Genomic DNA, 22,365 nt, shown 5'->3' with positions numbered 1-22,365 from the left:
TCACTCCGAATTAAAGAAGAAACTATGAAAGCGTCGATTTTAGTTAAGCTTGAATCCCTTGTTGAGCGTTACGAAGAGGTTCAGCGCCTGCTTGGCGAGCCTACCGTAATTAGTGATCAAAACAAATTCCGTACTTTGTCAAAAGAGTACTCTCAGCTTGAGGAAGTCACTAAATGCTTCCAAGCTTACCAACAAGCGCAAGAGGATTTGGTTGCCGCAGAAGAGATGACCAAAGAAGAAGACGCCGAGATGCGTGAGATGGCTCAAGAGGAAATCAAAATAGCCAAAGCGACGATTGAACGTCTCACTGATGAATTGCAAATTCTGTTGCTACCAAAAGATCCGAACGATGATCGCAACTGCTTTTTAGAAATTCGTGCAGGGGCGGGCGGTGATGAGGCGGGTATTTTTGCTGGCGATCTGTTCCGTATGTATAGCCGTTATGCTGAGAAGATGAGCTGGCGTATCGAAATTATGTCCGCTAGTTATGCTGAGCATGGCGGCTATAAAGAAGTGATTGCTAAAGTGAGTGGTGATGGCGCTTACGGTGTGCTTAAGTTTGAATCAGGCGGTCACCGCGTACAGCGTGTTCCGGCCACGGAATCTCAAGGTCGTGTGCATACTTCCGCTTGTACCGTCGCGATCATGCCCGAAATTCCTGAAGCCGAAATTCCAGAAATTAAAGCTAGCGATCTGAAAATTGACACTTTCCGCTCATCGGGCGCGGGTGGTCAGCACGTAAACACCACCGACTCTGCGATCCGTATTACCCACTTACCAACAGGCACGGTAGTTGAGTGTCAGGACGAGCGTTCACAGCACAAAAACAAAGCCAAAGCGATGGCCGTATTGGCCGCTCGTATTGCACAAGCGGAAGAAGCGAAGCGCGCAGCCGAAGTGTCCGATACTCGTCGTAACCTACTGGGTTCTGGTGATCGTAGCGACCGTATTCGTACTTACAACTATCCGCAAGGTCGCGTTTCCGATCATCGTATTAACTTAACCATCTATCGTCTTAATGAAGTGATGGAAGGGGATCTGCAAAGCTTGATTGATCCAATCATTCAAGAATATCAAGCAGACCAACTTGCCGCTCTTGCCGATCAACACTGATCCCATGACGTTATCTCGTATTGATGATGCGTTGAAAGCCGCGATTGCTCAACTCCAAGAAGGCGGCAGTGATTCGCCTTCTGTGGATGCAGCGGTGCTGCTTTGCCATGTACTGGATAAACCACGTTCTTATCTGCTGACTTGGCCTGAAAAGACCTTAAGCGAAACGCAGTCGCGGCAATTTTGCTCGTTGATTACGCGTCGAGTGACGGGGGAGCCTGTGGCCTATTTGGTTGGGGAACGTGAGTTTTGGTCGCTGCCACTGAAAGTTTCGCCTTCGACATTAATTCCTCGGCCGGATACTGAACGTTTGGTTGAAATTGCGTTAGAAAAAAGCCAGCAGACGCAAGGGGATATTTTGGACTTAGGCACAGGAACTGGCGCGATAGCATTAGCGTTAGCGTCTGAGTTACCTGAACGTCATGTGGTCGGTATCGATTTACGCCCTGAAGCGCAAGCCTTAGCGTTGGAAAACGCGCAGCGTTTAACTATTACCAATGTCACATTTTTACAAGGTAGTTGGTTTGAACCTTTAAAGCTCGGTACAAAGTTTGCTTTAATTGTCTCCAATCCACCGTATATTGAAGAAAATGATCCCCATCTCACGCAGGGGGATGTACGTTTTGAGCCTTTAAGTGCGCTGGTGGCCAAAGACAAAGGCTTGGCTGACATTAAACACATTGCAGAGAATGCGCGACACTATTTGCAGCAACAAGGCTGGCTGCTGTTTGAACATGGTTATGATCAAGGGGCGGCAGTCAGAGCGTTATTTGAGTCACTCGGCTATCACCATGTAGTGACAGAAAAGGATTATGCGGGTAATGACCGAGTGACACTGGGTCAATATTCGCACTCAGAAGAGAGAGCATCATGTACGAAGGATTAAAACATTTTCATCTACTGACCATTGCGGTCAGTGCACTATTGTTGTCGGTACGTTATGCCTTGATGATGATGGATTCCAAATGGCTGCAACACCCTTTTTTGAAACGTTTTCCTCATATTAACGATTCGCTGTTGTTGTTATCGGGTATTGCGTTGATTGTGATGTCTGGTTTTATCCCATTTACCCCAGCCGCACCTTGGTTAACTGAGAAGCTGACCTGTGTGATGGCGTACATTGCGCTGGGCTTCTTTGCGCTCAAACTGGGTCGGAATAAGCTGTTGCGTACCTTTGCTTTTTTGGGCGCATTAGGTTGGCTTGCTATGGCGGGAAAAATCGCCATCGTAAAAACGGCTATATTTTTAGGCTAACAGCATCCGAGCGGCATTATGTTTGAATGGTTCGATGAAGATTTTGATGCAATGGAATTGGTGGAAGGGGCGCTGATCTTAAACAAGGCCGTCAATCCTGAAACTGAGGATGAATGGGCACGCCAAGAGTTGGCCCGTTTGCTTACACAAGCAAAACACGAGTTAGCTGATGAACAGGATGAAAAACAGCGTTTTGAAGCGTTGTTGCATCTGTTTTACCAACAATGGGGTTTTCGCGGTGACAGAGAGGCTTATTTTGATTCACGTAATGCCTTCATCGATAAAGTATTGCAGCACCGCAAAGGTATTCCCGTCAGTTTAGGTGCGCTGTTGCTCTATTTTGCGCGCAAGCTAGGCTTTCCTTTACAAGGTATTACCTTTCCCACACAGTTTTTATTGCAGTTGCATTGGTGCGATGAATCACCGATTTATATTAACCCTTTTACTGGTGAAACCGTCTCATTACATATACTACAAGCGTGGTTAGTTGGGCATAAAGGGGTCTTGTTTAAGCTGAAATCGAGTCATTTGGAAGTGACAGATAATCCGACGGTGATCGGTCGTTGGCTGGCACTACTAAAGAGCGCACTATTAAGAGAAGAGCGTTATACCTTAGCGCTGCGTTGTACTGATTTAGCGCTGACTTTTGTTCCTGATGATCCGTATGAGATCCGCGATCGCGGCTTTATCTATCAGCAACTGGATTGTCACCAAATTGCCTTATCCGATTATCAATACTTTATTGATCATTGTCCGAATGATCCGGCGGCTGAGTTATTAAAAAATCAAGTTAATGCATTAAGCTTTGAAGCTATTACGCTGCATTAACCGCTAAATGAGAGAGAATAAAATGGAACAAAAAATCGTCCACGTGGGTGATATTCCCGTTGCTAACGACAAACCGTTTACTCTGTTTGCTGGAATGAACGTCCTTGAATCCCGTGATTTAGCGATGCAAATCTGTGAGCATTACGTGAAAGTGACCGATAAACTCGGCATCCCTTATGTGTTTAAAGCTTCTTTTGATAAAGCTAACCGCAGCTCTGTTCACTCTTATCGTGGCCCCGGCTTGGAAGAGGGAATGAAAATTTTCCAAGAGTTAAAAGAGACCTTTGGCGTCAAAATTATTACTGACGTGCACACAGAAGCTCAAGCTCAGCCTGTGTCTGAGGTGGTTGATGTGATTCAACTGCCAGCGTTTCTTGCTCGTCAAACTGACCTTGTCGAAGCGATGGCGAAAACAGGTGCAGTGATCAACGTGAAAAAACCACAATTTATGAGCCCTGGCCAAGTGGGCAATATCGTGGAAAAATTTGCAGAGTGCGGCAACGACAAAGTGATTTTGTGTGAACGTGGTGCTTGCCATGGCTATGATAATCTGGTCGTTGATATGTTGGGTTTTGGTGTGATGAAAAAAGTATCAAACGGCAGCCCAATTATTTTTGATGTGACCCATTCACTGCAAATGCGCGACCCTTCTGGCGCAGCTTCTGGTGGGCGTCGTGAACAGACAGTTGAGTTAGCAAAATCAGGTCTTGCTGCCGGGATTGCGGGCCTTTTTATTGAAGCGCATCCAAACCCAGATAAAGCGCGTTGCGATGGTCCATCGGCACTGCCTTTGGATAAACTTGAACCTTTCCTTGCACAAATGAAAGCGTTAGATGATTTGATCAAGAGCTTTGCTCATATCGATATCCGCTGATTTTTTGTTGGATCTACCACTCATAATTTGGCCACCGCAAGGTGGTCAAATTTTATCGAATGTTTCCCAAACCTGTTTATCTTGTCTAAGTGCTCACTTTTCCTTATTTTTTCGTGTTTAGGAAAGAAAACGATTGCCTGTGATCCATTAAAATTTCACGTGTAACCTGTGGCAACCGTTACATTTTTGAATTGATTTTATAGTGATCAATTCTACATAAATATGAAATCAATCTGTCACCTTTGAGATGTTAATTTAAACTGGGTCAAGTTTATTGGTATGGCTTGATTTTGTGTTTGCAACGTTGACCATGACCTCCCCCTCACAAGCAGTGGATTTTTCAAGTTCAAAGGTATGATAATGAAACAACGTCTTATTCTAAAAACAGCGCTCAGCGCGGCCATTCTTACAGCCCTTGTGGGTTGCGCAACTCAACCCACTCATGAGTGGAAAGAAGATACGACTTATAAACTCACCGTGTTGCACACTAATGACCACCACGGTCGTTTCTGGCAAAACAAATATGGCGAGTATGGTATGGCGGCACGTAAAACGCTGATCGACGATCTTCGCTCTGATATTGAAGCTGAAGGCGGCAGCGTACTGCTTCTTTCTGGTGGCGATATTAATACCGGAGTTCCTGAATCTGATCTGCAAGATGCAGAGCCTGATTTTAAAGGCATGAGCAAGATTGGTTATGATGCGATGGCGTTAGGTAACCATGAATTCGATAACCCGCTCGAGGTGCTGTTTAAGCAAAAAGAGTGGGCGAATTTCCCAATGCTGTCGGCCAACATTTACGATAAAGCGACCGGAAAACGTCTATTCCAAGCCTACCAAATGTTTGATAAACAAGGCGTGAAAATAGCGGTTATCGGTTTAACGACTGAAGATACCGCTAAAATCGGCAACCCTGAATATATTGGTGGTATTGAGTTTAGAGATCCAAAAGAAGAAGCGAAAAAACTGATCGCAGAAATTGGGAAAACGGAAAAGCCGGACCTTATTTTTGCCGTTACCCACATGGGCCATTATGAAAATGGTCAACGTGGTGTGAATGCACCAGGTGATGTTGCGCTTGCACGATACTTGGATGAAGGTTCTCTCGATATGATCGTCGGCGGCCACTCTCAAGAGCCTGTCTGCATGGAAGGCCCTAACGTGGTGAAGAAAAACTTCCATCCGGGAGATGAATGTAAGCCTGATATGCAAAACGGTACTTATATAGTGCAAGCGCATGAATGGGGTAAGTATGTTGGCCGTGCGGATTACGAATTCCGTAATGGTCAACTGAACATGGTGAGCTACAATCTGATCCCTGTAAACCTGAAGAAAAAGGTGAACGTGAATGGCGAGAGTAAGCGCGTACTGATTCAAGATCAAATCGCTGAAGATTCAGAAATGCTTAGCTTCTTGCGTCCATATCAAGAGCAAGGTCAAGCGAAACTGAATGTAGTCATTGCACAAAGTAATGGTAAGTTAGAAGGGGATCGCAACGTTGTGCGTTTCCAACAAACCAATTTAGGTCGTTTGATTGCACTTTCTCATATGGAACGCGCAAAAGCCGACTTTGCGGTGATGAATTCTGGCGGCGTGCGTGATTCGATTGATGCAGGAAAAATCACTTATAAAGATGTGCTCAAAGTACAACCTTTTGCCAATATTCTCACTTATACCGATATGACCGGGGCTGAAGTGTTGGATTACCTCAATGAAGTGGCGACCAAACCTGTTGATTCTGGCGCTTATGTACAATTCGCGGGGATTTCGATGACAGTGGCCAATGGTAAGGTATCGAACGTCGTTATTGGTGATAAGCAGCTCCGTTTGGACGAAACGTATCGCTTCACCGTGCCTAGCTACAATGCAGCAGGTGGTGATGGTTATCCAAAAATCTCCGATCATCCAGGTTATGTGAATACGGGGTTTGTGGACGCGGAAGTATTGAAAGATTACCTCGAAGCACACAGTCCAATTGATGTGAACCAATATGCGCCAGCGGGCGAAATTGTCTATAAGTGATAGCGCGATAAAGAGTTTGACTCATTGTGAGCAATCATTTTAACTAAAGGCGGTGCTTAGGCATCGCTTTTTTATTGGCACTAACGGTTACTTTGAGATAAGCACGATGACACCTGCGATTGATTTGGCGAAAAAGAAAAAAATTCCTCACACTCTCCATCAATATCAACATGATCCTAATCACAGCAGTTATGGTTTAGAAGCGGCTGAGGTTTTGGGACAAGATCCGAAAAAAGTGTTTAAAACACTGCTGTTTTGCTTAAATGGCGAGCCGAAAAATCTCGCTGTCGCGATTATTCCTGTTGATCAAAAATTAAACTTAAAGCGTGCGGCCAAAGCGGCTAAGTCGAAAAAAGCGGAAATGGCTAATCCAGACATAGCGCAAAAAACCACAGGTTATGTGGTAGGTGGTATTAGCCCGCTTGGGCAGAAAAAAGCACTACCGACCTTCATTCATCTCAGCGCAGAAGATCAATCGACCATCTGTGTCAGTGCAGGTAAGCGCGGTTTAGAGATTGAATTGGCACCGAGCGATCTTGCGTTATTAACGCGAGGTGAGTTTGTTGAATTGTGCCAAGAATAGAGAATGAAAATCCGACCTCAATTGAGGCCGGATTGACTGGCAAAATTAGTTCTTCAGTTTGATCTCTTCTTCCATCTGGGCGTTATCCACCACATGGTTTTCACCTAAGTCATTAGGAAGGATCAAGTTTAGAATAATGGCTACGATACCGCATAAGCTAACACCTTGTAGGCTAAACTCTCCGATACCAAAGGCCATGCCGCCGATACCAAACACTAATGTCACTGCCACAATCACTAAGTTACGAGACTTGTGAAGATCGACATGATTTTTAATCAGTGTGTTTAGGCCAACCGTTGCAATTGAACCGAACAGCAAAATCATAATGCCGCCCATTACGGGAATTGGAATGGTTTGTAGTAGCGCGCCCAGCTTACCAACCAATGCTAATACAATCGCGGTGATCGCAGCCCAAGTCATGATTACTGGATTAAAGGCTTTCGTCAGCATTACGGCACCCGTCACTTCGCTGTACGTAGTGTTTGGTGGCGCACCCAGCATCGAGGCTGCGATGGTGGCAACACCGTCACCCGCAATGGTGCGATGTAGCCCAGGTTTCTTGATGTAATCTTTTCCAGTGACGTTTGAGATCGCGAGCATATCGCCCACGTGTTCGACTGCCGGAGCAATTGCAACTGGGATCATGAACAAGATCGCGTTGATGTTGAACTCAGGGAAAGTGAAGTTCGGCATTGACAGCCAAGCCGCTTGCGTAACAGGAGTAAAATCCACTACACCAAAATAGAGGCCCAAAAGATAGCCTGCAAAAATACCGCCGCAGATCGGCAACAGTTTGAGAAAACCTTTGGCAAAAACGCTAATCGTGATGGTGGTTAACAGTGAAACGCAAGAGATCCACATCGCTACATCTGAGCTAATCAGTTGTACCGAACCATCTCCAGTTTTACCTAGCGCCATGTTTACAGCAACAGGCGCAAGGCCTAAGCCAATCACCATGATCACCGGGCCAACGACTACAGGAGGTAAAATTTTGTGGATGATTTCTACGCCACGGACTTTGATGATCGCTCCCAGTAGTATGTAGACAAAACCAGCGGCCACTAAACCGCCCATCGTCGAGGCAACGCCCCAAGTTTGGATGCCAAACATAATCGGTGCAATAAAGGCAAAAGAAGAAGCAAGAAAGATGGGGACAGAGCGGCGAGTAATAAGTTGGAACAAAAGGGTACCGACACCGGCGCCAAATAGTGCAACGTTAGGATCAAGCCCAGTTAACAGCGGGACAAGAACCAGCGCACCAAATGCGACGAAGAGCATCTGTGCGCCTTGGATGGCATTTTTCATCATGATTTCCCTGAAGCAAAATAAAAATTCGCGGGATTCTATCACTTTTGCAAACGATTGCCATTGAAACTAGATCAAATAAAGTCACAAATGTTGATGAAATTATCACCGAACTCTGCCGTGGATTCCTTGCCGCGGACCGGATAGTTGCTTATCATCGACGTTCACAAAACAGATCATAGGAACAGTATGCGCTATTTAGCTATGTTGGTGATGAGCTTACTCACTCTCCCTGCTTATGCCTTAACCAAGGTCGACTTATACCATACCGAAGTCGTGATTGATCAACAGCAAGACAATGCCGACGCGAATGCTCGTATCAAAGGGATGAGCGAAGTGATTGTTCGAGCTTCGGGTGATAGGAATGCGGTGAACAATGAGGTGATTCAAAAAGCTTTAAGGCAGAATTCGCAATATTTAGCGCAAATCAGTTATGGTCAAAATGGGGCGCAATCTTCGATTGTCATGGGGTTTAGCGCACCGCATATCCGCACATTATTAACTCAAGCTCAATTACCATTTTGGCCTGAAAACCGAGCTAATGTTTTAGTCTGGTTGATTGAAGAGTCAGGTTATGACCGCAGTATCGCTTGGGAGCATTCTGACACGAGTACGTTAAAACAGCTTAAAGGCGCGACTCAAACTCGCGGTTTGCCTATCACAGTGCCTGTGGGTGATTTTGATGATATTACCGGTGTGGAAGTATCGGATTTGTGGGGCGGTTTCGTGCAGCCTATCAGTATGGCTAGCCAACGTTATCCAACCGATGCTGTGTTGGTGGTCAGAGTGCAAAGTAATGGTGTGCGTTGGAGTTTGTATGATCAACCCGCCGCTCAAATGACACAAGCCACGAAAGCGCCACTGTCTGGTCAAGCGTCTGGTGACGATGCCATTGAACAAATGGTCGATCAATTGAGTGATTACTATGCAAGAAAGAGCTCGGTTATCGTGGCCAGTGAATCCTCTTCTTCGCTGCTTGCTCGTTTTAGCCCGATTGATGATGCAATGGATTTCTTTACCTTGGAGAATAAGTTGAAGCGCTTAAGCTCTGTTGCTTCTTTGGACATTCTCAAGATTCAAGGTGAGGAAATCACTTTCGAAGTGCATTTGTTGGCTTCAGAGTCCGAGTTTGAGCAAGAAGTGCTACGCATGGGCAAAGTCGCTAAAATTGACGACCCACAGCCAGAGAGTGTGCCAATACAGCTTACCCCAGCAGCAGAGGTTGATGATTCTGCTGTGGAGTCAGGCTCTTTGCAAGTCACAACTGAACCGTCATTATCTCAGGCCATCACTGAACCTGTGAAGCGAGTGCTCTCTTTTGAGTGGCAAGCGTAAAGTACTCAGCCACCCCTTGAACAAATGCTGAGATAATCAAAAAGAGCCCATCAGGGCTCTTTTTGCATGAGAAGAATAGGCAATCCTGTCATGGATTGACTCTATGGTTGATTATCGTGGGTAAAATTGGCTTTCTCTTGCTTTTCGACTTCAGATAGACGCTTGAGTTTCAGTCCGAGCTCTTTACCTCGATGGCGAGCATACAAGGTATTACCGACAAAAGCGGCAAATGTCAGTAGCAGTTCCACTACCGCTAACCAGCGCTCCCCTCCATCAACATAAATCAGCGTCAATGCGTGTAGAAAGTAGAGCATTAAAACAAAGTTGGCCCAGGCGTGAGTGTAGGGTTTTCCGGCCAAAATTCCCGGTAATGGTAAAAGCAGTGGGATAACCCATGCAATGGCCAATGCAACATGATTAAGATGAGGGTGAGGAGAGAGCGAGAATTGCCATAAAACCACCCATATAATTAGGGATAAGTTACTCAGTAAAGCTAGCCATCGGTACTGCTTGGTGCTTGGCATCATTTCTGCCGTCATAATCTGTCCTTTAATCGGCTGGCTAGCATTGCCAGCCGTTTTCCTAAATTTTTAGCCAGTTCACTTTCGTGCGTAGTGAGTTGTGGCGAGTGTGTTGCGACATGGCTTGCACCATATGGCGTGCCTCCAGAGGTTGTGGTATGCAGTGCAGGCTCTGAATAAGGGATGCCAACGATTAACATGCCATGATGCATCAGTGGCAGCATCATACTCTGTTGCGTACTCTCTTGGCCGCCATGCAAAGAGGATGAAGAAGTAAACACGCAAGCGGGTTTATCAATTAATGCGCCGCTAATCCATAAAGGGGTCGTTTGGTCCCAAAAGTGCTTCAGTGGCGCGGCCATATTGCCAAACCAGACTGGGCTGCCAAAAGCCAAACCATCACATTGCTTTAACTCATCCAGAGTCAGGTAGGGATCGGTCGTTTGCTCTGCATGATTGTCTAGCGCCGGAACGGTGCGCAAGAGCGCTGTCGCGCCTTGTGCTTCAATTCCGCGTGCGATTTGCCGTGCCAGTGCTTGCGTTGAACCGTGCCTGCTGTAATAAAGTACGACGACTTTAATACTCATAAAATCTCAAGTACCTGCTCTGGTGGACGGCCGTGGCGCGCTTTACCATTGGCGACAACAATGGGACGCTCAATCAACTTAGGGTGCGCGGCCATGGCTGAAAATAGTTGATCATCAGTAAGTGCATTATCACTTAGGCCAAGTTCTTTATAGAGATCTTCTTTGGTGCGCATCATATCACGAACCTGTTGTAGCCCGAGTTGAGCGTACAAGGTTTTCAACTGTTCGATGGTTGGCGCTTGGTCTAAATATTTGATGATCTGTGGCTTTAACTGGCGGTCTTCTAGCAGTGCCAGAGTTTCACGACTTTTTGAGCATTTAGGGTTGTGATAAATCACGACTGACATAACTTCTCCTCGTTGTATTGTGATTATTGGAGTGATAAGAATCGGTCTCGTTGCACCATCAATTGGTCAATGCGTGCATCGTAGCGAGCTTGTTCTAAGCTGCCAAGTTCGGCGAGTTGACTTGCTTGAGTGTAATATTGAATCGCTTTATTCCAATTAGCTTTGAGCGCTAGAAGCTCCGCTCGCGCGGCGAGATCTTCTTGGCTATTGCCAATGCCGATATTCGCTTCTGATAGCAAATGCCAACCGTTGGTATCATTAGGGTTGTCATGGGTGTAGCGCTGCAATACCCGAATGGCATCAGACAATTTATCTTGTTTTAACAAGCTGTTGGCGTAGTTAATTGTTAAGGTTGGATTGTTCGGTTTCTGTTTGAGCGCCTTCTCTAGCAAGGTTTGGGCTTTGGCCGCTTGATTTAGAGCGATATCGAGATCGGCCATCGCATCAAGATAGAAATTGTTTGTTGGGTCTTGTGCAACCAGCTTTGATAAAATCGCCTCTGATTTATCAAATTGCTTGCTATCGAGATAAACCAAGGCTTTGCCATATTGGAAGGCTGGCGCGAGAGTCGCACTCTCTTTTTTCTCCGCACGCTTAAACCAATCAAGAGCGGCTTCATTATCAATCCCAGCATAGCGAGCAACAATTCGCGAGCGTGCTAAATGGTAATCCAATGAAGGTTGAAGGCGCATAGGCGGGTAGTGTTGGGCGCGCTCACGGCTGTCGGTAATACGATCTTCTGGCAGCGGGTGGGTTAGTAACATCGGTGGCGGTTTACTAGCGTAACGATATTCATCAGCGAGGCGGCCAAAAAACCTTGGCATGGCTTGGGCATCAAACCCCGCCTTGGCTAGCGTTGCAATACCAAATCGGTCAGCCTCTTTTTCATTACTGCGCGTATAGTTTATTTGGCTTTGCATACTGCCTGCGGTGGTGGCGGTAATGGCGGCAATGCCCACTTCAGGTGCCGCAATGGCCAGTAACAAAGAGCCTGCCAATGCGGCGATTGTTGCTGGTGAGCGTCTGGCTTGGTCTTCCATACTGCGTGCTAAATGGCGCTGCGTGACGTGGGCAATTTCGTGCGAAAGAACCGAAGCGAGTTCGCTTTCTGTTTGTGCATGCAAAAACAACCCAGAGTGCAACGCAACATAACCGCCAAAGAAGGCAAACGCATTGATATTGCGATCGCGGATCATAAAAAAGGTGAACGGCGTTTTTACATCGTTGGCATTGGCAACCAATTTATGCCCTAGGCTATCGATGTACTCGTTGATCACCGGATCATTGACGATAGGCTGGCTGTTACGCAGCATGCGCATATAAGCATCACCATAAATAAGCTCTTGATCAATCGTCAAGGTCGAACCTGCTACTGTCCCAATGTCCGGTAGCTCTATGGTGTCGGCATAGCTCAAGGAAGGGGCGTTTATCGCCACAGTAATACAGAGGCAAAGTAAGGATCGAGCGCGTTTAAACTTCATATTTGTCAGTGATATTCCGTGATCTTCTTGTCTGTATGACATTGAATGTGTGAATTGGTTTCCAACTCAAAATAGCGGCCAAAAATTGTAGAGAGATAAGAGTAAGCCAGCCGGTGTTTGAGTATCGATAAACACTGGCATGCCAGTCAAAACTCGATACAATGGCAGGCCTATATTAAGCATTGAGCAGAAGAATGGAACCAAATATTCTGGATTTACGCCAGCAGCGTTGTCCGATGGCTTTATTACTTGCGAAGCGTCACACTGTTCAATTGGTTTTGGGTGAGGTATTAGACATTTGGCTTAACGACGTCAGCTCAGGACAGGATATAGAAAAATATTTGTCTGCTCATGGCTTTCGTTGCCAGTGGAACACGTCACCCGGCTATTTTTGGCTAAAAGTAATTAAGGAACTCGATTAAATGTTTGAAATGGTAACTCGTTGGTATCAAAGACGCTTTTCTGATCCTCATGCCGTTAGTCTGGTTGCTATTCTGTTTTTTGGTTTTGTAACGATATATTTCTTCGGCCATTTGATTGCGCCGCTGCTTGTAGCCATTGTGCTGGCGTATTTACTTGAGTGGCCAGTAATGCAATTGCGCCGTTTTGGGCTTCCTAGGTCCGTTTCCGTAATTTTGGTGATTTTGCTATTTGTCGGTTTGATGCTGCTGGCTATCTTTGGTTTAGTACCAACCATTTGGAAACAGGTTGGTAATTTAATCAATGACATTCCTAACATGTATGCAGGGTTGCAAAGCTTTATTTTGAGTATTCCTGAACGTTACCCTGAACTCGATAACTTACAGATTGTTGAGTCGGTGATAAGCAATGCGAAGAACCAGGCTTTAGGTATGGGGGAAAGTGTCGTTAAAGGGTCACTTGCTTCTCTTGTGAGTTTGGCCACCTTGGGTGTCTATCTCATTCTAGTGCCGTTGCTGGTCTTCTTTTTATTGAAAGATAAGAATGAAATGCTGCGAATGACCAGTGGGTTATTGCCACGCAACCGTAAACTCGCGGCTAAAGTATGGCAAGAGATGAACCAACAAATCTCAAACTACATCCGTGGAAAAGTGTTAGAAATACTGATTGTTGGTAGTATCAGTTACGTCACTTTCGCCATTCTTGATTTACGTTATTCGGTGTTACTTGCTGTGGCTGTGGGCCTATCGGTTTTGATTCCTTATATTGGCGCGGCCGCTGTGACGGTGCCAGTTGCCATCGTCGGTCTCTTCCAATGGGGCATGACTCCGCCGTTTTACACATTATTAATTGCTTATGGCATCATCCAAGCTTTGGATGGCAACGTATTGGTTCCCGTTCTATTTTCTGAAGCCGTTAATCTACATCCCGTTGCTATCATTGTCGCGGTGTTAGTCTTTGGTGGGCTATGGGGGTTTTGGGGCGTATTTTTTGCAATTCCTCTTGCCACTCTAGTAAAAGCAGTATGGCATGCTTTGCCCAGCACTGATGAACCTGTTGTTGAGGCTGAATCACCCTAAAATCACTGAATTATAAATAAAAAATAGAGAGTAAACAGAATCTCTAAGGAAGCCTAAACCGTAATCGTTTTAGGCTTTTTTTTTTGCCAAATAGTAAATATTGATTAGACTGAACTAAGTGGATGTGTAAAAAAGCTATAGATTTTTTGTAACTTGGCGATAACTAACTATAACCACAACAATGATAATTAATTTGGCATCAATGAGGGATACTTATGAAGTTTAGCCAAAAAATAGTTGCAGCTTCTTCTGCACTTCTGCTTGTTACCGTCTCGCTTATTTCCATTCAGCAACTGAGCATTGTGCGCTCGGAAATAGAATCCCTAGTTACAAAAAGTCTGAGTGAAATGGAAGCTGGGGTCAAAAACACCATTGTTTCTGAAATGGAAAGTAAAAAAACCTTGGCTCAATCGACGACTGAAGTGATTGAGCTTGATCCGCTCAACCGGGATTACGTTAAAAACATTCTTGAAAAACCGAAGTTGAAAAAAAGCTTTTTAGCCATAGGGTTAGGGTATGAATCCGATGGCAAAGTGGTGGAGAATGATGACGGTTGGGAGCCAAGCGCCGATTACGATCCTCGCAAGCGCCCTTGGTTTGTGGATGCTAAAGCATCGAAAAAACTTATCGTTACAGCGCCGTATGTCGATATTTCTACCAAAAATGTGATCATTTCTATTGGTACGCCTATTTACGATCAAGGTCGATTCTCTGGTGCCATGTTCTACGATATGGAATTGACGGGTTTAGCTGAATTGGTGAACTCTATTAATTTATTCGATGCGGGTTACCTCTTTATCGTTTCAGGTGACGGAGCGACGATTGCTCACCCTGATACCAAAAATAATGGTGAGAAGTTATCGACTTATTTACCGCAAGTGACTCTGAAAGAGGGGGACCAACAGATTGAAATTGATGGTACCCGTTATCTCGTCAGCTTCACTCATATTCCAAGTGAGAACTGGTACATCGGTGCGATTGTTGATGAATCCATCGCCTTCAATGCGATTGGCGTATTACGCAATAGCTCTATTATCTATACGTTAATTGGGCTTGTGTTGAGTGTGATTGGCTTGACGCTACTGATTAAAGTGTTAATGCGTCCATTAGGTGTGCTCAATGAAGCGATTCAAGATGTCGCCTCAGGGCAGGGGGATTTAACCAAACGCTTGGATACCAATACGGACCAAGAGTTTGCTCAACTCGCATCAGGGTTTAATACCTTTACTGAGACGCTGCAAAAGCAGATCACGCAATCAAAAGCGATTGGTGAAGAGATCATGCGTGGCACAGAGCTCACGGTGCAAGGTGCTCATGAGTCAGCAGAAGCGATGCGCACCCAGTTACAAGAGTTAGAGCAACTAGCCACTGCAATGCACGAAATGGCAGTGACATCGACAGAAGTTGCCAATAATGCGCAAGGTGCAGCAGCAGCGGCGAAAGAAGCCGATGAAGCAACGCAAGATGGTTCCAGTGTGGTCAGTGAAACGACATTGTCGATCGACAATTTATCGGCCCGCATTGACCAAGCGGTGGAAGAGGTGAAAGGCCTAGAGTCCGCGACGGCAAATATTGAAACTATTTTGAAAGTGATTAATGACATTGCTGATCAAACTAACTTGCTTGCCTTAAACGCGGCGATTGAAGCGGCTCGAGCGGGTGAATCTGGCCGTGGTTTTGCCGTTGTTGCTGATGAAGTGCGTACACTAGCTCAGCGCACTCAGCAATCGACCACCGAAATTCGCAGTATGATTGAGCAATTACAAGCAGGAGCGAGTTCCGTCTCTTCAGCTATGAATGAAAGTAAAACGACGGCTGTTGATGCGGTGAATAAAGCGAAAACGGCAAATTCGGCATTGAACCGTATTCGTGATGCGATACAAGTGATTTCGGACATGAATATCCAAATTGCATCTGCGGCAGAAGAGCAAAGCCTTGTGGCTGAAGAGATCAACACCAATACAGTGAAGATTAAAGATTTGTCGACGCAAGTGGCACAATCTGCTGAAGAAGCCAATATCGCAATGCAGGTTCAAACGGAAAACGTTCGTGAGCAAGATGCTCTGCTCAATAAGTTCATTGTGTAATTACACATCAACTTTTGATTAGCCGTGTTACAAAAATGCCAGTATTAAGAACTGGCATTTTTTATTTCAGTCGAGTTTTGATTATTGGGCGTTTAGATAATCAAGTACCACTTCATGGTGATCTTTGGTTTTGAATTTATCAAAAACCTGTTCAATGATACCTTGCTCGTTAATTAAAAAGCTAATCCGGTGTAGGCCATCATAAACTTTGCCCATGAACTTCTTCTCACCCCATACGCCGAACTGCTCAGCAACCACGTGGTCTTCATCGGATAATAAAGTAAAGTTTAAGTGATCACGTTCAATGAACTTTCCTAAACGCTTCACGGGATCAGTGCTGACTCCGAGTACCACCACGTTGTGAGCGTCGAGTTCTGCTTTTACATCTCGAAGGCCTTGAGCCTGAACAGTACAACCTGGTGTCATGGCTTTAGGATAAAAGTAGAACAACACCTTTTTCCCTGAGAAATCAGCAAGGGAAACGGTATTTCCATCTTGATCTAAAAGTGAAAAAGCAGGTGCTGGCGTGCCTGCAGTAAGCGTTTTCATTATTCTTCCTTTTTTATTGACTGTTTTTTATAAAGTTGAGCGAACCTTGTACATCCAGTGTCTTGCATAAACTGTCAAATTCTTCTTGTAGTTGCATTAAGTTACACCCTGAATCGACACTGGCGGTAATGGCAATATGAAATTGGTCGTGATCAAGACGTAACTTCGATTTATGAATCGTCTGCGCACTCAGTGAAGCCATACCAATATTACGATTGGCAAAAAATTGAGTGAATTTCTCTGTTAGGCCAATTTTGTCTTCAGACTCAACAAACACTTCAACCGTATAGGCATTATCTTGATAATCATGAGGTGATGTACGTTTCATGATGGTGATGAGATCATGTTGTTGGCCTAATAAAGGTAAGGTTGTCTCTACTCGGGTGATGTGGTTTGTATTGCCAGAGACCAGCATGATGAGCGTGAACTCTTTGCCAAACAAAGCAATTCGGCTATCGATGATATTGCAGCCTGATTGCGTAACTAAACGTACCACTTCATTACAGATACCAGGGCGGTCTGTCCCTACAGCAGTGATCACTAGATGCTGAGTCATAATATCGCTTCACTTTTATCGTTTTGGGCATGTTATCACAGTTAAATTATAGAGGAACGGTGGTGGAATAGCTTTTTAAGAACTCCGTCTTGAAAATAACGTGTTGTTGACATCGGCATATTCAGATCCGCTATAAAGTTTGCCCTTAATTGATGTTGTTTGTTAAACCTCTAACATCTGATAAATATTCATCCAAATGGGCTGATTAAGCGAATTTAATCCCTTGTGTTTTTCAATCGCCTTACAGTACCATGCAGAAAGTAACAAATTAGGGAGATGGACATGTTTTCAGGAAGTATCGTAGCGCTCATTACACCGTTTAATCATGATGGTGAGGTTGATTTTGTTAGTTTGAAGAAGCTGGTGGACTTTCACGTGACAGCCGGAACTGACGCCATTGTTGCCGTCGGAACAACGGGTGAATCTGCCACGCTTACCGTTGAAGAGCATGTCAAAGTTGTCGCAAAAACCGTCGAGTTTGCCGAAGGACGTATTCCTGTGATTGCGGGAACGGGTGCGAATGCTACTCATGAAGCGGTAACGTTTAGTCGTTTATTAAATAACACAGGTATTGCTGGCTGTTTAAGTGTGACTCCTTATTACAATAAACCAACCCAAGAAGGTTTATTTCAACACTACAAAGCAATTTCTCAAGAGACTGATATCCCTCAGATTCTCTATAATGTACCAGGCCGTACAGCGGTGGATTTGCGTCCTGAAACGGTCGCTCGCCTTGCTGAAATTAAAACGATTGTCGCTTTGAAAGATGCAACAGGTGATTTGGGCCGAGTGGCTCTGCATCGTGAGCTTTGTGGAAAAGACTTTATTTTATTAAGTGGCGATGACGCGACGGGTTTGGAGTTCGTTAAATTAGGTGGACAAGGTGTTATTTCGGTGACGAATAATATTGCCGCTAAAGATATGGCGCAGATGATGCACTTAGCATTAGAAGGCCGATTCGACGAGGCTGAGCTTATTAATCAACGTTTAATGCCTTTGCATAAAGGTCTGTTTGTTGAGTCGAGCCCGATCCCAGTGAAATGGGCTGCTCACAAAATGGGATTGATTACAAATGGTGATCTACGTCTACCTTTGACTGAACTGTCTGAACCTGTACGTTCAACGGTTGCCCAAGCCATGACCGAAGCTTGTATCTTCTAAATCGATTCAATATTGTGCCGAGGCTTTTTCCTCGGCAGTCTAGGAGTTTGAATGAAATTTACTCATCAGCTAGTTATCAGTTCACTAGCTGTTTTTGTTTTAAGCGCATGTGCTGGTAACGCTTCTCAGCGTCGCCAAGCAAAAGATGATTTTGCTTATTTAGAAACCCCGGCTCTAAAAGAGTGGCAACTTCCTGAAGGAGCCACTCCGCAGTTTTACCCTAATTACCAGATCCCTGAAGGTGACTTCCAAGGTGGCATTGGCCGTACTGTGGATATTCGTCCTCCTCAACAAGTATTAGAATTGATCCCTGGCGCGCGTGCCGAGCGCCAAAATGGTGAAGTGACATTATGGATGATCAAGCAAGAGGAAGCCGACAAGGTGTGGCAAACTGCGTTAGCCATGCTTAAAGAGCGAAATATTGGTATCGCTGCACAAAGTGAAAACCAGATTGATACTGATTGGGTGACTTGGGTTTCCGAAGATGAAGAAGTTGAGATTGGTAGCCGCTACCAAATCTCACGGGTGATGGCGAATAATCGTTTTGGCTTTAAGATTTCATTGACTGGTTGGCGTGAAGGTGGCAAAGAGATGCCAGTGAGTGCCACAAATAAAGAGCGTTATAATGCGTTCATGACCAATTTGGTCACGGCTCGTTACGATACCGATCTACGTCAAGAAGCAGCACGTAAAGCTCAACAGTTGGTTAAACAGATCCCCATTACTATGGGCAGTGACCGTAGTGGTTTCCCTGTAATTATTGCTCGTACCTCTTACGATGTTCTGTGGCAACGTTTGCCTAATCTTATGCCGCAGTTCGGTTTTACGCTCGAAGAGCGCAACCAATCTCAAGGTACAATAAAAGCGAAATACTCCGCGCCAGATGACGCCTTTTGGCAAGACATTGGCGTGAAACCGATCTCGCTGAAAAGTGGAACTTACACCTTCTTATTAGGTGATTTAGGTAACCGTACCTCGATCAATGTGACCAATTCAGCCGGCAAGCCGGTGGAAGAGGAGCTATTGAAAGATATGGTGCCTGTACTGTCGGCGATTGCCGAGCGTCAGTAATTGTGATGACGAATCCATGAAAAACAAAGGGACGAAAGTCCCTTTATTTTTGCTCTGAATCTGAGTCTTCGTGCTTATCAAGTTCGTTGAGTTTATCCAGATCACTCTTCTTCCCTTTCAAGCCAAATTTCATGTTAGCCGTGTATTTCAGCGCGGCAATATTACCGATAAACACCGCTAAGATTACAATAGTGATAACCCAAGGGTTGGTAATGAATTCCATATCAGGACTCCGGTTGGCTGATGTTAACAATGTACTGAGTGTAGATCCGATCTAAGTTCTCTTGTACCGTCGACACACCTAGGAGCGGCATGTTTTCAAGCTGTGTCGCCAATACGCTTGGCGTCAACAGGTCAAGGCAGTCTTTAGCCGCTGTTTTGTGGCTAATATGCCAAGGTTCAAACGCAACACCGCCTTTCTTTCCTTGGTAGGGGAAGAAAAAACCAAACTTAGGTAAATGCTTTTTCATCCATTGATAAAAAGGAGCTTGGTGGCCTGAGAGATATTCCCACGGTTCAAGCTTGAGCATGACACCTGTCGGTAATGCTTTGCGATCAAAAACATCAAAGTCACACCCCCAATGGTGGCGGCTGCTACCGGGCAGCGCTGACCAGCGCAAAATCGTGAATATCTTTTGTTCTTCGCTTAACTGAGCAGGGTTTAGCGGTTGGCTGTTATTATCCAGTAATGCGGCTTGCCCTGACATTTTCCGATTCCAGATGTTCAATTGGCGTTCAAAATCACGAAACCCACTGGCGATATGGAAATTAAACCCAGCATCGTCAGCCGCTTGCTTTAGAGCGAGCAAATCTTGGATCACCCCGGGGTGAACCAAGAAAGATTTCTGCCCAATCAGCACTGATGTTAAATGGGAGTCGGTTTGTCCGGTCAACTGCTCTGGAGTCATGGGTTACACCAATAAATTCTCTAGGGTTTTTTGGTACATATCCGTCAGTTTCTCTAAATCGGCAATCTTAACGCACTCGTTAACTTTATGAATTGTCGCGTTAACAGGACCAAGTTCGACCACTTGTGCGCCCATCTGGGCAATAAAGCGTCCATCAGATGTGCCCCCTGTCGTCAATAGCTCTGGGGATTTGTGGTTCACCTCATCGACGGCTTTAACGACGGCAGTCAGTAATGAGCCCGTATCGGTCAAGAAAGGTTGGCCGCTTAATGTCCAGCGTAATTCATAATCCAATCCATGGGCATCTAAGATAGAATGCACGCGGCGCTTGATCTCTTCATCGGTTAACTCTGTACTGAAACGGAAGTTAAACTGCACGTCAAACTCACCGGGGATGACGTTTGATGCTCCCGTGCCAGCTTGCAAGTTTGGAATTTGGAAGCTGGTCGGTGGGAAATAAGCGTTCCCTTCATCCCATTTTATTGCCGCAAGTTCGGCTAACGCTGGCAAGGCTTGGTGAATCGGGTTATTGGCAAGGTGAGGATAAGCAACGTGTCCTTGAATCCCTTTTATTTGTAGATCGCCTGTAATTGAGCCACGACGGCCATTTTTTATCACATCGCCCACATTTAATGTACTCGATGGCTCACCGACGATACACATATCAATTGGCTCATTACGCGCCATTAACGTATCGACTACGCGAGTGGTGCCATTGATGAATGGCCCTTCTTCATCTGAAGTGATCAAAAAGGCAATCGAACCTTGATGGTTAGGATGATGTTCAATAAAGCGCTCGACAGCGACAACCATGCAAGCAAGCGAGCCTTTCATATCTGCCGCCCCGCGCCCATGTAAATAACCATCAATTACAGTCGGCTCAAACGGCGCTGTATGCCACTGCGCTAAAGGACCCGCGGGAACCACATCCGTATGGCCAGCAAAGGCAAAAAGAGGCGATTGAGTGCCGCGGCGAGCCCAAAAATTAGTGGTATCTTCAAAGACCATTGTTTCCACTTCAAACCCTAGCGCTTGTAAGCGTTTAATCATCAGGTCTTGGCAACCTGCATCCTCAGGAGTTACTGATTGGCGACTAATGAGATCTTTTGCGAGCGCCAGTACAGGGCTGTCTGTCATCCTTGAAATCCTTGTATTAAGAGAAAATAGCAGCGTATTGCTGAGCATTAAAACCGAGATGGTAATGGGTATCGACCAATAAGATAGGTCGTTTGATCATAGCTGGTTGTTCAACCAACAAAGTCACAACACTGTGAGCATCTAACGACTCTTTTTGTGACGGCGTGAGCTGACGAAAGGTTGTACCGCGTTTATTGAGTACATTTTCCCAACCAAGTGCTTGGCAAAACTGAGCCACGAGCTCGGCATTAATACCTTGTTTACGGTAGTCATGAAATTGGTAATCCACCCCCGCAGCTTCCAACCATTTCCGTGCTTTTTTAATGGTGTCGCAGTTTGGGATGCCATACATGGTGATCGTCATAAAAATCCTTGTTGAGGCGTATTATTTTTTTAATGGTCAAATCCTATCAGGAAGCGCTGTGGCTTACAAAATAGAGATGCTTTTATTTCGTTGTTTAAAAAAAATGTGTTTCAGTTGCTTACGATTGGAAAGTTATTGATCGAACGCAACACTCTAAATGTGAAAACAGAAATAATGAAGCGGCACAGTAATAGGAGGTGTCAATGGAACTGAGTCCTGTTTTTGCAAGGCGACTGTATTTAGCTTTGTTAGTAGAAAGCCTTGAAAGACCAAACGTGCCCAAACTCATCGAAAAAACGGGGTGGCCTCGCCGTACGATTCAGGATGTCCTGAAAGCACTGCCAGGAATAGGGATTGAACTGATGTTTGTTCAAGATGGAAGGCGTCACAATGATGGTTACTATCAACTCTCTGATTGGGGGCCATTTGATAGTCAATGGGTATTAGATCGTCGCTGTGATATTGCGACTAGCCTTGGATTTAGTGCATAAGCCAGCATTTGCTGGCTTTTTTTATTTTCCTATATTTATATCTCTCAAATAAATACGATAAAAAGAGTAAATTCTACTACGGTTACTTTTCTCTAAAAAACTAGACCATATATAGTTTCTATATTTTCCATTGAAATGTTTCGTAATGAATGGAATGGTAATTCATTTTTTAATATATCCACATCTTGGGTTTTTATTACTTAAAATGGTTACCATTTTATTTTTACACTTTTCAGTGGTTAAAGGCTTATCCCTAGGTTCTTCGGTTTACCTTATATGTTCCAATTTATTG

The 22,365-nt window shown here is 45.0% G+C and carries 25 protein-coding genes; 14 read left to right on the top strand and 11 right to left on the bottom strand.

The window, feature by feature from the left end:
• Positions 1 to 24 precede the first annotated feature (24 nt).
• The 7 genes from prfA (at position 25) to ybaK (ending at position 6,674) form a co-directional block, all read left to right on the top strand.
• Positions 25 to 1,113 (top strand): peptide chain release factor 1, encoded by a 1,089-nt coding sequence (prfA, locus tag B9J87_RS07305; protein WP_013856266.1) that lies wholly within the window; start codon positions 25 to 27, stop codon positions 1,111 to 1,113.
• A gap of 4 nt (positions 1,114 to 1,117) precedes the next feature.
• Complete coding sequence (gene prmC / locus B9J87_RS07300; RefSeq protein WP_017045760.1) at positions 1,118 to 1,999, top strand: peptide chain release factor N(5)-glutamine methyltransferase; 882 nt, start codon at positions 1,118 to 1,120, stop codon at positions 1,997 to 1,999.
• The gene (locus B9J87_RS07295) at positions 1,984 to 2,367 is read left to right on the top strand and encodes a SirB2 family protein (RefSeq protein ID WP_094149991.1); all 384 of its coding nucleotides are present in this window, start codon (positions 1,984 to 1,986) and stop codon (positions 2,365 to 2,367) included. The genes prmC and B9J87_RS07295 overlap by 16 nt, the downstream gene beginning before the upstream one ends.
• An 18-nt stretch (positions 2,368 to 2,385) precedes the next feature.
• A complete protein-coding gene (locus B9J87_RS07290; protein ID WP_094149989.1) occupies positions 2,386 to 3,195 on the top strand; it encodes a SirB1 family protein in 810 nt (269 codons plus the stop codon).
• Between the two features lie 22 nt (positions 3,196 to 3,217).
• Positions 3,218 to 4,069: a 3-deoxy-8-phosphooctulonate synthase gene (gene kdsA / locus B9J87_RS07285; RefSeq protein ID WP_026028071.1), complete on the top strand. Its 852-nt coding sequence runs from the start codon at positions 3,218 to 3,220 to the stop codon at positions 4,067 to 4,069.
• Positions 4,070 to 4,429: 360 nt separating this feature from the next.
• Positions 4,430 to 6,091 carry a bifunctional UDP-sugar hydrolase/5'-nucleotidase UshA gene (ushA, locus tag B9J87_RS07280; protein ID WP_094149987.1) on the top strand — a complete coding sequence of 554 codons (1,662 nt, stop codon included), beginning with the start codon at positions 4,430 to 4,432 and terminating at the stop codon, positions 6,089 to 6,091.
• Between the two features lie 106 nt (positions 6,092 to 6,197).
• Positions 6,198 to 6,674 (top strand): Cys-tRNA(Pro) deacylase, encoded by a 477-nt coding sequence (ybaK, locus tag B9J87_RS07275; RefSeq protein WP_026027304.1) that lies wholly within the window; start codon positions 6,198 to 6,200, stop codon positions 6,672 to 6,674.
• A gap of 45 nt (positions 6,675 to 6,719) precedes the next feature.
• Here ybaK and B9J87_RS07270 read toward each other — a convergent pair whose 3' ends face one another.
• The gene (locus B9J87_RS07270; protein ID WP_010320498.1) at positions 6,720 to 7,979 is read right to left on the bottom strand and encodes a uracil-xanthine permease family protein; all 1,260 of its coding nucleotides are present in this window, start codon (positions 7,977 to 7,979) and stop codon (positions 6,720 to 6,722) included.
• Between the two features lie 189 nt (positions 7,980 to 8,168).
• On the opposite strand from B9J87_RS07270, the gene B9J87_RS07265 reads away from it, so the two are divergent.
• Positions 8,169 to 9,314 carry a DUF2066 domain-containing protein gene (locus tag B9J87_RS07265; RefSeq protein ID WP_170935149.1) on the top strand — a complete coding sequence of 382 codons (1,146 nt, stop codon included), beginning with the start codon at positions 8,169 to 8,171 and terminating at the stop codon, positions 9,312 to 9,314.
• A gap of 101 nt (positions 9,315 to 9,415) precedes the next feature.
• On the opposite strand, the gene B9J87_RS07260 is transcribed toward B9J87_RS07265, so the two are convergent.
• The 4 genes from B9J87_RS07260 to B9J87_RS07245 are packed head-to-tail and all read right to left on the bottom strand — an operon-like array spanning position 9,416 to position 12,250.
• The gene (locus B9J87_RS07260) at positions 9,416 to 9,841 is read right to left on the bottom strand and encodes a DUF2069 domain-containing protein (RefSeq protein WP_026027302.1); all 426 of its coding nucleotides are present in this window, start codon (positions 9,839 to 9,841) and stop codon (positions 9,416 to 9,418) included.
• Between the two features lie 8 nt (positions 9,842 to 9,849).
• A complete protein-coding gene (wrbA, locus tag B9J87_RS07255) occupies positions 9,850 to 10,422 on the bottom strand; it encodes an NAD(P)H:quinone oxidoreductase (protein ID WP_017042769.1) in 573 nt (190 codons plus the stop codon).
• A complete protein-coding gene (gene arsC / locus B9J87_RS07250) occupies positions 10,419 to 10,769 on the bottom strand; it encodes an arsenate reductase (glutaredoxin) (RefSeq protein WP_064625784.1) in 351 nt (116 codons plus the stop codon). Before arsC ends, wrbA begins: the two co-directional genes overlap by 4 nt.
• A 23-nt stretch (positions 10,770 to 10,792) precedes the next feature.
• Entirely contained in the window at positions 10,793 to 12,250 is a 1,458-nt protein-coding gene (locus tag B9J87_RS07245) for a beta-barrel assembly-enhancing protease (RefSeq protein WP_026028354.1), read from the bottom strand.
• Between the two features lie 194 nt (positions 12,251 to 12,444).
• On the opposite strand from B9J87_RS07245, the gene B9J87_RS07240 reads away from it, so the two are divergent.
• The 3 genes from B9J87_RS07240 (at position 12,445) to B9J87_RS07230 (ending at position 15,836) form a co-directional block, all read left to right on the top strand.
• Positions 12,445 to 12,672: a sulfurtransferase TusA family protein gene (locus tag B9J87_RS07240; RefSeq protein ID WP_017042766.1), complete on the top strand. Its 228-nt coding sequence runs from the start codon at positions 12,445 to 12,447 to the stop codon at positions 12,670 to 12,672.
• Positions 12,673 to 13,749 (top strand): AI-2E family transporter, encoded by a 1,077-nt coding sequence (locus B9J87_RS07235; RefSeq protein WP_017042765.1) that lies wholly within the window; start codon positions 12,673 to 12,675, stop codon positions 13,747 to 13,749.
• Positions 13,750 to 13,964: 215 nt separating this feature from the next.
• A complete protein-coding gene (locus B9J87_RS07230; RefSeq protein ID WP_064625783.1) occupies positions 13,965 to 15,836 on the top strand; it encodes a methyl-accepting chemotaxis protein in 1,872 nt (623 codons plus the stop codon).
• An 81-nt stretch (positions 15,837 to 15,917) separates the two neighbouring features.
• On the opposite strand, the gene bcp is transcribed toward B9J87_RS07230, so the two are convergent.
• Positions 15,918 to 16,385 carry a thioredoxin-dependent thiol peroxidase gene (gene bcp / locus B9J87_RS07225; RefSeq protein ID WP_013856283.1) on the bottom strand — a complete coding sequence of 156 codons (468 nt, stop codon included), beginning with the start codon at positions 16,383 to 16,385 and terminating at the stop codon, positions 15,918 to 15,920.
• Between the two features lie 13 nt (positions 16,386 to 16,398).
• The gene (locus B9J87_RS07220; protein ID WP_017042763.1) at positions 16,399 to 16,941 is read right to left on the bottom strand and encodes a glycine cleavage system protein R; all 543 of its coding nucleotides are present in this window, start codon (positions 16,939 to 16,941) and stop codon (positions 16,399 to 16,401) included.
• 282 nt (positions 16,942 to 17,223) lie between these two features.
• Here B9J87_RS07220 and dapA point away from each other — a divergent pair, with 282 nt between their 5' ends.
• A complete protein-coding gene (gene dapA, locus B9J87_RS07215) occupies positions 17,224 to 18,102 on the top strand; it encodes a 4-hydroxy-tetrahydrodipicolinate synthase (protein WP_094131614.1) in 879 nt (292 codons plus the stop codon).
• Between the two features lie 51 nt (positions 18,103 to 18,153).
• Positions 18,154 to 19,173 (top strand): outer membrane protein assembly factor BamC, encoded by a 1,020-nt coding sequence (gene bamC / locus B9J87_RS07210; protein WP_094149985.1) that lies wholly within the window; start codon positions 18,154 to 18,156, stop codon positions 19,171 to 19,173.
• Between the two features lie 43 nt (positions 19,174 to 19,216).
• Here bamC and B9J87_RS07205 read toward each other — a convergent pair whose 3' ends face one another.
• Genes B9J87_RS07205 through B9J87_RS07190 form a run of 4 tightly spaced genes read right to left on the bottom strand, consistent with a single transcriptional unit; the run spans position 19,217 to position 21,582 of the window.
• Positions 19,217 to 19,396, bottom strand: a complete 180-nt coding sequence (locus B9J87_RS07205) for a DUF2897 family protein (RefSeq protein WP_170906945.1) — start codon at positions 19,394 to 19,396, stop codon at positions 19,217 to 19,219.
• Between the two features lies 1 nt (position 19,397).
• Complete coding sequence (locus B9J87_RS07200; RefSeq protein WP_094147532.1) at positions 19,398 to 20,081, bottom strand: M15 family metallopeptidase; 684 nt, start codon at positions 20,079 to 20,081, stop codon at positions 19,398 to 19,400.
• A gap of 3 nt (positions 20,082 to 20,084) precedes the next feature.
• Complete coding sequence (dapE, locus tag B9J87_RS07195; protein ID WP_094147533.1) at positions 20,085 to 21,218, bottom strand: succinyl-diaminopimelate desuccinylase; 1,134 nt, start codon at positions 21,216 to 21,218, stop codon at positions 20,085 to 20,087.
• 16 nt (positions 21,219 to 21,234) lie between these two features.
• A complete protein-coding gene (locus tag B9J87_RS07190; RefSeq protein WP_088729049.1) occupies positions 21,235 to 21,582 on the bottom strand; it encodes an ArsC family reductase in 348 nt (115 codons plus the stop codon).
• Positions 21,583 to 21,785: 203 nt separating this feature from the next.
• Here B9J87_RS07190 and B9J87_RS07185 point away from each other — a divergent pair, with 203 nt between their 5' ends.
• A complete protein-coding gene (locus B9J87_RS07185) occupies positions 21,786 to 22,073 on the top strand; it encodes a winged helix-turn-helix domain-containing protein (RefSeq protein WP_010318729.1) in 288 nt (95 codons plus the stop codon).
• Positions 22,074 to 22,365 lie beyond the last annotated feature (292 nt).

It is taken from the genome of Vibrio sp. V19_P1S1T109 (assembly GCF_002241375.1).
Classification (GTDB): Bacteria; Pseudomonadota; Gammaproteobacteria; order Enterobacterales; family Vibrionaceae; genus Vibrio; species Vibrio anguillarum.
This window is presented reverse-complemented; position numbering and strand designations above follow the sequence as displayed.

Coding starts and splice junctions, on each gene's coding strand:
- B9J87_RS07185 (WP_010318729.1), top strand. CDS start 21,786: ATGGAACTGAGTCCTGTTTTTGCAAGGCGACTGTATTTAGCTTTGTTA.
- B9J87_RS07290 (WP_094149989.1), top strand. CDS start 2,386: ATGTTTGAATGGTTCGATGAAGATTTTGATGCAATGGAATTGGTGGAA.
- B9J87_RS07265 (WP_170935149.1), top strand. CDS start 8,169: ATGCGCTATTTAGCTATGTTGGTGATGAGCTTACTCACTCTCCCTGCT.
- bcp (WP_013856283.1), bottom strand. CDS start 16,385: ATGAAAACGCTTACTGCAGGCACGCCAGCACCTGCTTTTTCACTTTTA.
- bamC (WP_094149985.1), top strand. CDS start 18,154: ATGAAATTTACTCATCAGCTAGTTATCAGTTCACTAGCTGTTTTTGTT.
- B9J87_RS07240 (WP_017042766.1), top strand. CDS start 12,445: ATGGAACCAAATATTCTGGATTTACGCCAGCAGCGTTGTCCGATGGCT.
- B9J87_RS07205 (WP_170906945.1), bottom strand. CDS start 19,396: ATGGAATTCATTACCAACCCTTGGGTTATCACTATTGTAATCTTAGCG.
- B9J87_RS07230 (WP_064625783.1), top strand. CDS start 13,965: ATGAAGTTTAGCCAAAAAATAGTTGCAGCTTCTTCTGCACTTCTGCTT.
- B9J87_RS07260 (WP_026027302.1), bottom strand. CDS start 9,841: ATGATGCCAAGCACCAAGCAGTACCGATGGCTAGCTTTACTGAGTAAC.
- B9J87_RS07190 (WP_088729049.1), bottom strand. CDS start 21,582: ATGACGATCACCATGTATGGCATCCCAAACTGCGACACCATTAAAAAA.
- prfA (WP_013856266.1), top strand. CDS start 25: ATGAAAGCGTCGATTTTAGTTAAGCTTGAATCCCTTGTTGAGCGTTAC.
- B9J87_RS07200 (WP_094147532.1), bottom strand. CDS start 20,081: ATGACTCCAGAGCAGTTGACCGGACAAACCGACTCCCATTTAACATCA.
- B9J87_RS07245 (WP_026028354.1), bottom strand. CDS start 12,250: ATGAAGTTTAAACGCGCTCGATCCTTACTTTGCCTCTGTATTACTGTG.
- B9J87_RS07270 (WP_010320498.1), bottom strand. CDS start 7,979: ATGAAAAATGCCATCCAAGGCGCACAGATGCTCTTCGTCGCATTTGGT.
- kdsA (WP_026028071.1), top strand. CDS start 3,218: ATGGAACAAAAAATCGTCCACGTGGGTGATATTCCCGTTGCTAACGAC.
- dapA (WP_094131614.1), top strand. CDS start 17,224: ATGTTTTCAGGAAGTATCGTAGCGCTCATTACACCGTTTAATCATGAT.
- ushA (WP_094149987.1), top strand. CDS start 4,430: ATGAAACAACGTCTTATTCTAAAAACAGCGCTCAGCGCGGCCATTCTT.
- ybaK (WP_026027304.1), top strand. CDS start 6,198: ATGACACCTGCGATTGATTTGGCGAAAAAGAAAAAAATTCCTCACACT.
- B9J87_RS07220 (WP_017042763.1), bottom strand. CDS start 16,941: ATGACTCAGCATCTAGTGATCACTGCTGTAGGGACAGACCGCCCTGGT.
- dapE (WP_094147533.1), bottom strand. CDS start 21,218: ATGACAGACAGCCCTGTACTGGCGCTCGCAAAAGATCTCATTAGTCGC.
- B9J87_RS07295 (WP_094149991.1), top strand. CDS start 1,984: ATGTACGAAGGATTAAAACATTTTCATCTACTGACCATTGCGGTCAGT.
- prmC (WP_017045760.1), top strand. CDS start 1,118: ATGACGTTATCTCGTATTGATGATGCGTTGAAAGCCGCGATTGCTCAA.
- arsC (WP_064625784.1), bottom strand. CDS start 10,769: ATGTCAGTCGTGATTTATCACAACCCTAAATGCTCAAAAAGTCGTGAA.
- B9J87_RS07235 (WP_017042765.1), top strand. CDS start 12,673: ATGTTTGAAATGGTAACTCGTTGGTATCAAAGACGCTTTTCTGATCCT.
- wrbA (WP_017042769.1), bottom strand. CDS start 10,422: ATGAGTATTAAAGTCGTCGTACTTTATTACAGCAGGCACGGTTCAACG.